The organism is Prevotella sp. lc2012 (assembly GCF_900107065.1).
Classification (GTDB): domain Bacteria; phylum Bacteroidota; class Bacteroidia; order Bacteroidales; family Bacteroidaceae; genus Prevotella.
This window is the reverse complement of the sequence record NZ_FNUF01000006.1, coordinates 114,024-126,403: the sequence shown is the minus strand read 5'-3', so window position 1 is coordinate 126,403 and position 12,380 is coordinate 114,024. Positions and strand designations below refer to the sequence as shown.

Sequence of the window (12,380 nt, the reverse complement as noted above, 5' to 3'; positions counted from 1 at the left end):
TCAAATCATCCCTTTCGTAGAAAGACCATATCTCCTCGCCCCGTTCCCCTATCATCTCTCGAAGTAAAACAAGTTGTTTTACTGTCGTGGAGATAGGAGTTACGAGTCATGGAGATGCCTTCCATGAAGGTAAAACAACTTGTTTTACTGTAAGAGGAGATATGTCTTATGGCGTAAAAGATACCTTCCAAGAAAGTTGAATATGGGCATCATGCTAATAGTCAGACGTTTATTTCGATGATGCCGCCCTGCCGCGTTTTCTTGTCAGCCGACATCCGTACAACTCAAGATTTGTTTGTTATTCTGTGTGAATCCATCTCGCTCTAACTAGAGGATCAATCGTGACACCTATGATCAAGAACGACAACGGATGGATGTAAAGAGGAAATTTTCTTTGAAAAGTTTTTTTATTTCAGATCTAATTTGTACCTTTGTATGCCGTTCTCATGTTGCTGTTCATTGTGTATGCAGCGCAAAGACCGGTGAAAAGCAGTTTACTCAAAAAACTAAAAACTTCGTATTATTAACACCATAATGAATTATTATTAATGAAAAAGGTATTTTTTTTCGTCCTGTTGGCAATCTCTGCAACAGCGGCTATGGCACAGTCTAACCCCAGAACAGGATTTATCATCACGAACGATGGCGACACTGTCCGTGGAATTATAGACTTCCGTACTAACGAGAAACTTTCGAGACAATGTGATTTCTGGGCTAATGGAGGGAGCGAGTGCAAGACTTATAAGCCTGGCGATATAGAAGGGTTCAGGTTTGACGAGGGAGGAAAGTATTTCGTTACGCGTCGCCTGACTGTTGCGGGCGACACCCAGCTGTATTTCGCGGAGTTTATGGTTCAGGGAAAGATGAACCTTTATTGTGTGGCGTACAATTCTGATGAGTACTTCTTCTTTGAACGTGAGGATGGTGAGATGGCCGAGCTTACTAATAGAGCATTCTATACGTCGTCTACTCTGGCCCGGGAACAGGAAAAGGAGCAGGAAAGAAAGGCGCAATACGGTAAGGTGAGGTTCCTGCTGAAGGACTCATGGAAAGCCATTAAGGACATGAACGACAAGGATATGTCGAGAAAGAAACTCGTGAGCATCGTACGCGACTATCATGATGATGTATGTACTGATGGCAGCACGTGCATGGTGTATGAGTACAAGCCGAAATCCGACAAGGCGAAATGTTACGTCAAGGCATTCGCTGGTTATGCATATTATTCAAAGGAGAGAACGGTCAATCAGACTTTGGAGGATGCGAGCTATCATGGTAATGCCTTAGAGTTTGGTCTTGGTGTAGAGACGGAAATAAATCGTATGGTACGTGGCGGTAGTGTGGAGTTTTGTGTTGCGTATTCTCCTAAGACAAAGTTTGAGCACGACGTCATGGTTCTTGGAGGACATGAACCCTCACATACCATATATGAAAGGGATAGTAGGTGGACCTTCTCTGTAGGTCTTGTTAAGCGCTTCGGCAAGGGAAAGATTTGTCCACTTGTTCGTGCTGGAGGCTTCTATACGTTACATTATGGAAACCATGAAAGCAGATACTACATGTCTAAGAAGATTGTGGACACGGAATGGGATAACACCGCGTTCTTTGGGGCATACCTCGGTGCCGGTGCCCAGATGGCGATGGGCAGACATTTTGTCCGGCTGCATGGCGACTGGTACAAGTCTTTAGCAATTTCGAATACTGGAAATATGATGAAGTGGGGGATTACAGCTGAATTCGGGTTGTAATTTTCCTCCAATGAAGAAAGGCCGGATTGTGAAAATAATCCGGCCTTTCTTGGTATACCGTATACCAGCGTAACAAGTATGCTGGTTTTGTGTCTGACATTCCACGCTTTTTCCAGATCTTTATGACGGAAAAAGCCAAGATACATGTACTCAGCAAAAAAATAAGTGAACTTATTTTGTTCTGCCCTCGATTATTCTTATCTTTGCACATATGTATTGGTTGAAGCGTCCTTTTGTATGGATGAGCAGGATTGGGCATTGCCGTGGCTTTGGCATCCAGTCGCCTACAGACTATTGGTTTGTGAGGTATGTCATCAATGAGCATTGGCCATATTACCTGTATGAGACGCTCGGTCAGGGAGATGGCCCCCGAAGGCGGAAGTTGGGGCGCCTGTATTTCCGTCTGGCGAACTGGCGGCAGCCGCAGACGATCCTCGATACCTCTCCACTCTATCGTGAATACTGGCAGGCAGGGTGCCGAAAGGCAGTGATCACGTCCGACACAGATCGTCTGGAACTGATAAGACTGGAAATGAAGGATGATGTGCGTGGACAGTGGAAGCGCCTGTTAGCCTCCGGAGGGCTGGACGAACGGACTGTTCTCGTTCTGGAGAATATCCGACGCGACAAGCGACTCTGGCAAGAGATTGTTTCAGACCCTCGCACAGGCATTTCCTATGATCTGTATGATTGTGGTATTGTCCTGTTTGATACGAAGCGACATAAGAGGAACTATATAATAAACTTCTAACTGATAAATACCGATAAGCTTATGAAGATAACTAAAGTCTATACCCGTACGGGCGATCAAGGAGAGACGAGTATCATCGGTGGTATTCGCGTGAAGAAATCGTGTGAGCGACTGGAAGCCTATGGGACGGTCGACGAGCTGAGTTCCCATCTTGGACTGTTGGCAGCCCTTCTGCCGCAAGGCAATGATCGGTCGATGATTACCCGTATCCAGAAGAACCTGTTTGTGGTCTGTTCCAATCTGGCGACAGATCAGGCGCAGACAGCATTGTCAGACACCGCCAGGCTACCCAAAGGAGAGATAGAACTGCTGGAACAGGAAGTGGATAAGATGATGAGCCTGTTGCCGGAGCGGCATGGCTTTATTCTTCCTGGAGGAACGCAGGCAGCTGCTCAGGCTCATGTCTGCAGGACGGTCTGCCGACGCGCCGAACGCCGTATTGTCGCATTGGCAGAGCTTACCCCGGTATCCCCCGAGACACAGTGCTATATAAACAGATTGAGTGATTACCTGTTTGTCTTGGCAAAAAAAATAAATTTTAACGCAAATGTCAGTGAAATAATATGGTAAAATGTTTGCAGATAGGAAATAATTGATTACTTTTGCGTCCAAATTTAAAGAAGAGTAAAAACCAAAGACTAAGAATATATGTATTGGACACTGGAATTAGCATCGAAACTGGAGGACGCTCCTTGGCCAGCAACCAAGGATGAGTTGATAGATTACGCAATACGTTCAGGTGCCCCCCTGGAGGTGCTTGAGAACTTGCAGGAGATAGAGGATGAGGGCGATGTATACGAGAGCATCGAGGACATCTGGCCCGATTATCCCACCAAGGAAGACTTCCTCTTCAACGAGGATGAGTATTAGACAGTAAGTGCTTGTCTATTATCAGAACATCAGCGAGATGAACAAATTATAATTGTTTGTCTCGCTGATGTTTTATGATTTCGGCATCATTCGTCTGACCAGGTGGGATGACCACCGGTCTTTATGCTATGTTCCACCTTCGTTATTTGTGAAGATAGCTTTTCAGTGCCTCAATATAAGCCTCGAACGCTTGCCGTCCTTTGTCAGTGATGCGGCAGACGGTGCAAGGACGCTTGCCCTTGAAAGTCTTCTCTACCTCGATGTAGTCTGCCGCTGATAGCTTGTCTACCTGCACACTCAGATTGCCCGCCGTAGCTCCTGTCTGTTCCTTGATGTATGGGAACTCAGCTTCTTCGGTACTGATGAGCAACGACATGACGGCCAGTCGTAGCTCAGAGTGCAGTAGTGGGTCTAATGGCTGGAACATAGGCTAATCGACCTTGATACCTGTTTGTATCTTAATGATGAGTCCGGGGATGACAAGACCGACGAAGGCCACAGCCGCCATCACATAGAGCTGGTCTATCTGGGGATATTGCATGGTTGTGAAAAAACCGCCTAAGCCAGCAATGATACCACATATCTGCATAATCCGGTTTTCAAGAACGAATCCCGTGATAGTAGCTGCAATACCAAAACCGAGTGAGATAATACTGGTGATGTTGAGACAGATGTGCCCGTCGGGTAGGACCAGTTCTGCTGGCAAGACACCACATCCACCGAAACCGAGAATGACACCGATGGTGCCGAAGAAGAGGCCGAATGTGGTCCATACCTGTCCTATCGTCTTGCCGATAAAACTCTTTGGGGCTGGTTCCTTTCTCCTGCTGATAAACCATTGTCCAACGGCACAAATAACTAACATTAAGCCCCATAGGTCTTTCCATGCCTGACCCAGGTAGGCGATTAAAAGGGAAAATACGATGATCCATGATCCCCACCAGATGAGTGACCATACTGAATTCTTTGTAATAGAGCGACGACTGCGCTCAATCTGTTCTGTGATTATCTCCAGACTGCGCTCGGCAGTCAGATTGTTTTTTTCTTCCATTGTCTTTACGTTGTTTGATGTTACAGACTTAGTTTACTTGTTCTCCGGTCTCGCCCAGGCTCCTGCAGATAGACTGGCCTCGACCTTATGTGTTCGAATCACGGTGCAAAGATAAACAAGTTTATAATATAAACCAAATATTATAGAAGAAATTATTCATGCAAATGCAATATTTAACATTTGAAGGGTGAAAAGAAGAGAAAAAAGACAAGCGATGATTCTCTAATGTTTCATCGCTTGTCTTTTTGTAGGTAGTGTAAGTCAAGAGACGAAAGAAGCATATACAAGGAGATTCCTTGGACTTTGCTCTTAGTCAATCGTCCGGGGCACCTTGATAATAATACTCGTCGCTACTTACTAGCATCGCGGACTGTAGTTCTAACAGCAGCACTTTCATCGAAGGTTTTTTATACGTTTTCTTTTCCATATTGTCTTTTAAAAGTTATTGGCTACTTGCAAAGGTATTAAATAATCTGCAATACCACAATATAATGAACGGGAAATTTCATTAAGATGCCGATTTGTTGTATTAGTAATGAGAACAAGTCGTTTGCACATATACCTTAGACAGCTTTATCCACGTGGTAGTTAAAGAAACTCATAATATGGTTGATGTACCAATCCCAATCATCGTACATGATGAAATGAAGACCTTTCGATGCAAAGTGAATCTCTGTGTCCTTTTTTCCTGCGAATTGGTGTCTGACCGTGTTCTCGATACCTCGGAACTGTGGCTCAAGTAATACAAGCATTTTTGTCTGGACCCTATTGAGGGTTTCGCGTAGGTCGGTATTGCTATAGCTGTGGTACATGCTAATGTATGTCCGTCGATCTGTTTTTGCGACCCAATCCAAGATGGTTGGGATTCTTTCCGGACTGCATGTTTGTGTAGCTGCTCCCATCTGTTGCGTCCGTTTATACTGCTCATCATCCATCGACATGAATCTCTCGACCTCTGCGGAGTAGTCTTTGTCAGGATTGGCTTTGAATGCGGGGTTGTAGAGCGCAGACAGACAGGGAAGGGCATCGACGATGCCGACGCTCTCGACCATCTCTGGATAGTCGGCAGCTATAGCCATCGCCAGTCCTCCGCCCATGCTATGACCGATGAACGAGGCTTTCTGTATATGGCGCTTCAGCAACTCACCGACAATCTGTTCTTCCATCTTCTGGAAAGAAGGCTGTTCTGTTGGAACAGCGCCCGCAAAACCCGGTAGGGTCAATTGCAAACAGTGATACTGAAGACTGAGGGCCGCCGCCGTCTCATCCCATACATCTCCCGAACAAGCAAACCCAGGTATCATCACTAGTACACGGTTGCTGTCACCGGTTTCCTTGACGATCATCTCTCCTCTTGCGTTTCCTATGCCTGCCGATACAAGCAGAACGAAAAATAATAGCATCTTTCTCATGGCCTCAAAACATTCTATTTCTGTTTAAAATCATTCAACTCTTCTAAATTCTTCTCAATCCTCTGCATCGTTGTCTTGTGTTTTATCCATCCCATCCATCCGCAGCTTATTCCCATAAGAATACCGAGGACGATGAAGAAATAACCAGTTGGCGAGGCGACATTCTCAAAAAAGATTGATAAGAAGATACCGCTGCCTGCAAGCGGAATGCCCAAAACGGTCTCATAGGCATAACACCGTTTATAGTTGATAAGGTTGTGGAGCTGGTGCTGTGGTGATTTCAGCACATTAAAGCGAGATATGATCCAGAGGCGACAGACTGCCATCAGTACACAAAGAAGACAGACACCCTCTAAGATGTAGAACGATGTGTCGTGGCAGATTCCCTTGACGTGCATTATTGGGACAAGTACTGCAGCAAAGAAAAGTGCAGTGAAGAGGTTGATCAGACCACCATTGCGGATCTCTTTGTAAGAGGTCTTGTTCTTACGTCTGATGATCTCTGTGAGCATAGGCTGGTTATATACATCACTTGTTGAGAGCCGCTCATCAAGTATATTCCATTTCTGTTTCAGTTCTTGTAAATCCATTGCTGTTTCTGATTCTAATTGTTCGACATGACCTTGAGCTTCGTCTTGATACGGTTGATGCGGACACCTACATTCGAGACCGAAATATCAAGTATTTCTGCGATTTCCTCATAACTCCTCTCGTCCAGCCATAGCATAATAAGCGCGCGTTCCAATTCGCCGAGTCGGTTGATAAGAGTATATAGTTCGTGCAGTTGCTCCTTTTCTACTGTGTCAGGGAAGAGTTCATTCATCGATGTCGTCAGGGGAATCGTATCAGGACGTCTCTTCGTCTGGCGGAGGTTGGTGATACAGGTGTTCACGCAAATCCGGTAGACCCACGTCGAGGTTTTGCTCTCACCACGGAACCGGGGGAACGCCGTCCAGAGATTCAGTACTGCTTCCTGATAGAGATCACTGATAGCCTCATCGTTGTTGGCATACATAAAGCAGACCTTGTAGATAATCTGCCTGTGTTGTTGTATGAGATCGAGGAACCTTTGTTCTTGTTCCTCGCAGAGCGATGCGACATGGTCGATGGCTGAGTCTTTCATCTGTTTTCTTTCTTCTGTTGTTTACTCCATTAGTCGTCTGATAAACCCAAAACTTACACCATATTGAAACTTTTTAGAGAAATAATATAGAATCCACTTTTATGGTGATATGACACCTATTTAATATATATAATATAGTGGAAGTGATGTCTAATATGTTGGTTAGTCTATCGCTTCCAGAAGCGTGAGGTGATATCAATGAACTCACCGTCCTCATCTTGCTTGTAAAGTCGTTGGTTGGTAGTCGGCTTCTTCAGTGGTCCCAGATGACGGATGTATGGACCGATCTTGATATAGTCGAAGTCGTGCTTGTTGATCTCGCGGGAGATCCGAAGTCGTCCACTATACCATGCAACCTTGAATAGGGGGTGCTTTTCATGGATGTATTTCGCCAGGAGGTTAACCTCCATAGGATCGGCATCGCCTCCCATGAAGGCGATACAGGTGATGTCGTCGCCAAACTGTTTGACGAACGCATCGATAGCTTTGGCATCCAGAGGTTGCCCGATGTCCTCCCATAGATAATGGCTATGACAACCCGGACAGTGACACGGGCAATTAGAGATATTAATTGCCAGTGTCACTTCGTCGGGAATCTCTTGAAATACGATGCCTGTATTGACGTATTTGAGCATTCAGACTATTCTGCGTGTGCGTAGAACCTGCGTGAGGCCTCCTCCTGACGAGCCTGTGAGAAGTTGCTGACACGTTTCAGATAGCCGATAATTCGTGTCATGTAGTCCACATTCTTTGAGTGACAGTGCGGACACTCTTTCAGATAGCGCTTATCGATATGCCCGCAATCGTTGCAGACGGTGTTGGGAATATTGAAAGTGAAGTAGTTGCATCCCTCTTTGGCAGCGACCTTCAGCAGATGCGCATACTGCTCTTTTGAAAGGTGTTCATCCAGGTTCATGTGTAGGGCAGAACCACCTGTCAGGTGCTCGATATAAGGTGCTCCGTGGAGCTTGAACTTATCGATGATAGTGAGTGAGTCGTCTTCCACCACATAGAAATAGCTGTTGTAGCAGTCACGTGGTACGAAGTAGCCGTCCTCGCGATCCCACTTGGCATGTTTTACACCGACATTCTCGGCAGGAATCATCTCGCAGTTGAACATCACCTCTTTTGTGCGGTACTGCTTGTTGTACTTCTCAATGAGCCCGAGGATGCCTTGTACGAAGTGTAGATAGTCATCGTTCGGGGTGATCTTCAGTCCCATGAACTCAGCTGCCTCCACCAGTCCGTTGATGCCGATGGTCAGGTATTGACGGTTGATGTTGATATAGCCCGCATCAAACAGCGGCAACATCCCGTGAGCCTGTAGTTCCTTCAGGTTCTCGTTATAGGCGAGTTGTACTTTGTGACAAAGATCGATGATGGTGCCCAGGTATTCTAAGTAATCAATCTCATGGTTTACCGCATATTGGATGCAGCGGTTCAGGTTGATGGTGAGCACGCTTTTAGAACCCGTAGACACGCCTCCGGCACCGAGGGTGTAGCTGAAGCCATTGTCCGTGATTTCGTTACGCAGACGACAGCAGGAACTCAGTGAGTCGGCATTATTACTCATATAGGTAAAGAACGAGTGTCCTTCGCTATACATTTCTGCCGTGAAGTCGCCCCATTCCGGGTCTTTGCATTCGCCGTTCTCGTCGGTCAGCAGTGCCATCGTCTCCACAGGGAAGGTTAGCAGTGTCTTTGTACGTTCGTGGTTGAACCACTTCATAAAGCGTTTCTGCAGCCAAGACAGACCATCCCAGTCGGGCTTGGAACCATCGGGGAAGTAGAAGTCGCCGAAGATGCTTTCGAAATAATACTTGTCGTAATAGGCAATGTTCCAGAAGACGGCTTGATAATTACGAGCACCTGTTGGTTGGTTCAATGTATAAACAATCTGCTCGAAATAGTCGGTGATTACTTTGTCAATAGAACGCTTTTTCAGACTAAGGTCAGCCTGATCGTTAGGACGCTTCCAATAGTCTAGTCCATACTCTTTGCCGATGAAATAGTTCATGTACATCAGAAACTCTGGAGTAGCGCAGGCACCAGAGAGCATAGAACTAACCATAAACACCATGTTGACGAAGCCGCCAGCAAACGACTTTAGGTTGGTTGGAGCCGTCGAGTTGCCACCGATGCTGGTGGTGCCACCAATAAGCCATGGGTACATGGTGATCGAGGCACAATAGTTGGCAAGACTCGTCTCGTCGTTCTTGTATATATAATGATGTGTCAGTTTGTCGATATATTCGTCGGCTAAATGCTTGCCGTACATCTTTTTGATACGGTCGGTGAGCAGTCGACGATTCAAACGGATGAAGTTTGACTTCGGTAACTCTCCGATAAGGGTCGCGATATTCTTGTGCTCCACGTTAGCGTTAGCGTCGTATTTCGATCCAGTCGCAGCGTTCACAGAATCGCAGTATTCTGACAGGAATTGTAACTTTGCCAGTGTTTCGCGATCTTCAGAGTGAGCTTGACGATAGAGCATAAACGATTTGGCTACCTGATAATAGCCTTCGCGCATCAGCGCCTCTTCTACCTGATTCTGGATGTTTTCCACCGTGATATCGTCGTGGATGTCCAGGTGACTGAGGATCTTGGAGATGGTTCCTAGATCTGCGGGGCAGTCCACACTGTCGAATGCCTTGACAATGGCATTCATAATCTTGTCCAAAGAGAATTGATCTTTCGATCCGTCTCTTTTCGTGATGGTAAAGTTTTTCATTTCCATGTGTATCATCGTTAATAATTGTCGTTCTCTCTCCTATAAAGTTCTCCGTTTTGGGAAACTTTTTGGTTTTTAGTTTTGGAAAAGTTTCCCGTTTTGGGAAACATCAACCGTTTGCAAAGATACAAAATATTCCCAAAACTGCTAATGCTAATATCTAAAAAAAATATAAAAAAGAGAGAAGTCTTGATGTCCAGAATCGGGACGACTGGCGAAAAAACGCATGTGCAATATGGTAGTATGCAATAAAGAAGCCTAATAGTACGTTATAGAGAAGGTGTTGAGACGTTATTGCATATTACTAATAGTACTGTTGCTTTCAGTCCGTTCGGTGGCACAGTATGATGTGGCATTCTCCCATTATTGGGCGATGGAACCGTCGTTTAATCCGGCTACAGTAGGAAAGGAGAACAAACTGAATGCAGTCGCGGTCTATGCCATCCAGTTGGCCGGTTTTGATCATCATCCGAACACGATGTATGCATCGGCCGACATGCCAGTTTATGTTTTTGGTACCCATCATGGGGTAGGGGTACAGCTTTTGAATGATGCCATAGGACTGTTTACGCATAAACGTGTTGCCCTACAGTATGCTTGGCAATCCCGTATGTGGGGTGGAACATTTAGTCTTGGTGCTCAGGCTGGTATGCTTAGTGAGCATTTCGACGGTTCAAGACTAGATCTGGATGATGCCGATGACCCGGCATTTACATCGTCGTCGGTTGACGGGTCGAGTGTTGACGTGGGTATAGGTGCCTATTACAGGTGTCATGACTGGTATGTCGGTGTCTCGGCTATGCACCTGAACTCACCGCAAGTGGACTTGGGTGAGACCAATGAGTTGGATATCTCTCCTACATATTATTTGAGCGGTGGATACAATATTCGTTTGAGTCATCCGTTTTTATCCATACACACCTCCCTCTTGGGACGGACAGATGGGGTAGACTGGCGAGCAGATATCTCGGGCCGTCTGATGTACACCCATGAGAAAAGGGTCATGTATGCAGGACTGTCGTATAGTCCGACCCGTTCTGTGACGCTCCAATTGGGAGGAGATATCCGTGGTATCCGTGTCGGATATAGTTATGAGGTATATACCTCTGCCATTAGCTTCATTCATGGAAGCCACGAGCTCTTCATCGGTTATCAGACCGAGTTGGATTTGTTTAAGAAAGGGCGAAACCTACATAAGAGTGTCAGGTTCCTATAATAATATATAAGGTGAAAACAATCAAGAAAGAGATATGAGACGAGGAATAATTTGTCTTGCAAGTCTGTTACTTCTGACTGGTTGCTACGGTGGTAAGATGACCATGTCGGGTGGCGGTGGAGAAGTGACGGGTACGAGTGGTAGAGCCTTTGCGGAGCCGACTCCATATGGGATGACGCTGGTGAAACGTGGACATCTGAAGATGGGTATTGAGAAGCAGGATACACTTTGGGGTAAGAAGACCCCGTTGCGTGACATCTCTGTGGAAGGCTTCTGGATGGATGAGACGGAGGTGACGAACTCGAAATACCGTCAGTTCGTAAACTATGTGCGTGACTCCATCCTTCGTGAGCGGCTGGCCGAGATTGACGAGACCTACAAGACCGTCAGGACAGATCGCGATGGTGAGGAGATTGGTTCGCGCTTGAACTGGAAGAAACCTTTGCCCCGTAAGCCGAACGAGGATGAACAGGAGATCATTGATGCGATGTATGTGACGAATCCAGTGACCGGCGACAAAATGCTCGACTATCGTCAGTTGAACTACCGCTATGAGATCTACGATTATACCGCAGCTGCCCTTCGTCGTAACCGTCTAGATCCGCAGGAGCGTAACCTGAACACGGATATCACAGTGGATCCGGAACAACAGGTGTGGATATCCAAAGATACAGCTTATGTCGATGATGAAGGACGTATCATTCGTGAGACCATCAACCGTCAGTTGTCGGGACCGTGGGATTTCCTGAACACCTATATCGTCAATGTATTTCCAGATACGACCTGTTGGGTCAACGATTTTCCTAATGCCGACAATGAGATGTATTTGCGCTATTATTTCTCTAATCCTGCCTATAACGACTATCCAGTTGTGGGGGTCACTTGGGAACAGGCGAATGCCTATTGTGCTTGGCGTACAGAGTATCTGTTGAAGGGACTGGGGCCGGCGGCAAGATACGTACAACGCTATCGATTGCCGACAGAGGCCGAATGGGAGTATGCGGCCCGTGGAAAGGATCAGAATGAGTTCCCGTGGGACAATGAGGATGTGGCCAGTGGTAAGGGATGCTACTTTGCCAATTTTAAGCCCGACGACGGAAACTACACCAAGGATGGAAACCTGATTACCAGTAAGGTGGGTATCTATGCCGCCAACTCCAATGGACTTTATGACATGGCAGGCAATGTGGCGGAGTGGACAAGCACCATTTATACCGAGGCAGGTGTCGAGGCGATGAATGATATCAATCCGCAGTTGAAATACAATGCGGCACTGGAGGATCCGTATCGTCTGAAGAGAAAGAGTGTGCGTGGTGGTTCCTGGAAAGACCCTGAGTCGTATATCCGCTCAGCCTGGCGTTCGTCAGAGTACCAGAACCAGCCGCGATCATATATCGGCTTCCGATGTGTGCGCAGTCTCGCCAATACAACCAGTGAGAAGGCGAAGCAGACCAAACGCAAGAAGAAATAATCATTAA

The 12,380-nt window shown here is 46.3% G+C and carries 13 protein-coding genes; 6 read left to right on the top strand and 7 right to left on the bottom strand.

The window, feature by feature from the left end; genetic code table 11:
• Positions 1 to 548 precede the first annotated feature (548 nt).
• From BLU99_RS11520 to BLU99_RS11505, 4 genes are all read left to right on the top strand, one after another.
• Positions 549 to 1,748, top strand: a complete 1,200-nt coding sequence (locus BLU99_RS11520; protein ID WP_091902258.1) for a hypothetical protein — start codon at positions 549 to 551, stop codon at positions 1,746 to 1,748.
• Between the two features lie 211 nt (positions 1,749 to 1,959).
• On the top strand, positions 1,960 to 2,499 hold the full coding sequence (locus BLU99_RS11515; RefSeq protein WP_091902257.1) for a hypothetical protein: 540 nt from the start codon (positions 1,960 to 1,962) through the stop codon (positions 2,497 to 2,499).
• A gap of 21 nt (positions 2,500 to 2,520) precedes the next feature.
• The gene (locus tag BLU99_RS11510; RefSeq protein ID WP_091902256.1) at positions 2,521 to 3,069 is read left to right on the top strand and encodes a cob(I)yrinic acid a,c-diamide adenosyltransferase; all 549 of its coding nucleotides are present in this window, start codon (positions 2,521 to 2,523) and stop codon (positions 3,067 to 3,069) included.
• A gap of 78 nt (positions 3,070 to 3,147) precedes the next feature.
• Positions 3,148 to 3,369 (top strand): DUF2795 domain-containing protein, encoded by a 222-nt coding sequence (locus BLU99_RS11505; protein WP_021852076.1) that lies wholly within the window; start codon positions 3,148 to 3,150, stop codon positions 3,367 to 3,369.
• 142 nt (positions 3,370 to 3,511) lie between these two features.
• On the opposite strand, the gene BLU99_RS11500 is transcribed toward BLU99_RS11505, so the two are convergent.
• From BLU99_RS11500 to nrdD, 7 genes are all read right to left on the bottom strand, one after another.
• The gene (locus BLU99_RS11500) at positions 3,512 to 3,796 is read right to left on the bottom strand and encodes a winged helix-turn-helix domain-containing protein (protein ID WP_091902255.1); all 285 of its coding nucleotides are present in this window, start codon (positions 3,794 to 3,796) and stop codon (positions 3,512 to 3,514) included.
• Between the two features lie 3 nt (positions 3,797 to 3,799).
• Positions 3,800 to 4,420, bottom strand: coding sequence for a hypothetical protein (locus BLU99_RS11495; RefSeq protein ID WP_091902254.1), 621 nt, complete (start codon positions 4,418 to 4,420; stop codon positions 3,800 to 3,802).
• A gap of 563 nt (positions 4,421 to 4,983) precedes the next feature.
• Positions 4,984 to 5,823, bottom strand: coding sequence for an alpha/beta hydrolase (locus BLU99_RS11490; RefSeq protein ID WP_218128547.1), 840 nt, complete (start codon positions 5,821 to 5,823; stop codon positions 4,984 to 4,986).
• Between the two features lie 23 nt (positions 5,824 to 5,846).
• Positions 5,847 to 6,422 (bottom strand): hypothetical protein, encoded by a 576-nt coding sequence (locus BLU99_RS11485; RefSeq protein ID WP_091902252.1) that lies wholly within the window; start codon positions 6,420 to 6,422, stop codon positions 5,847 to 5,849.
• Between the two features lie 14 nt (positions 6,423 to 6,436).
• Positions 6,437 to 6,955, bottom strand: coding sequence for an RNA polymerase sigma factor (locus BLU99_RS11480; RefSeq protein WP_091902251.1), 519 nt, complete (start codon positions 6,953 to 6,955; stop codon positions 6,437 to 6,439).
• Positions 6,956 to 7,122: 167 nt separating this feature from the next.
• Entirely contained in the window at positions 7,123 to 7,590 is a 468-nt protein-coding gene (gene nrdG / locus BLU99_RS11475; protein WP_091902250.1) for an anaerobic ribonucleoside-triphosphate reductase activating protein, read from the bottom strand.
• Between the two features lie 5 nt (positions 7,591 to 7,595).
• Complete coding sequence (nrdD, locus tag BLU99_RS11470) at positions 7,596 to 9,692, bottom strand: anaerobic ribonucleoside-triphosphate reductase (protein ID WP_091902267.1); 2,097 nt, start codon at positions 9,690 to 9,692, stop codon at positions 7,596 to 7,598.
• Positions 9,693 to 9,966: 274 nt separating this feature from the next.
• Here nrdD and BLU99_RS11465 point away from each other — a divergent pair, with 274 nt between their 5' ends.
• Positions 9,967 to 10,902, top strand: a complete 936-nt coding sequence (locus BLU99_RS11465; protein WP_091902249.1) for a PorP/SprF family type IX secretion system membrane protein — start codon at positions 9,967 to 9,969, stop codon at positions 10,900 to 10,902.
• A gap of 34 nt (positions 10,903 to 10,936) precedes the next feature.
• A complete protein-coding gene (locus BLU99_RS11460) occupies positions 10,937 to 12,373 on the top strand; it encodes a T9SS ring complex lipoprotein PorK/GldK (RefSeq protein WP_091902248.1) in 1,437 nt (478 codons plus the stop codon).
• The last annotated feature ends 7 nt before the right edge of the window (positions 12,374 to 12,380 follow it).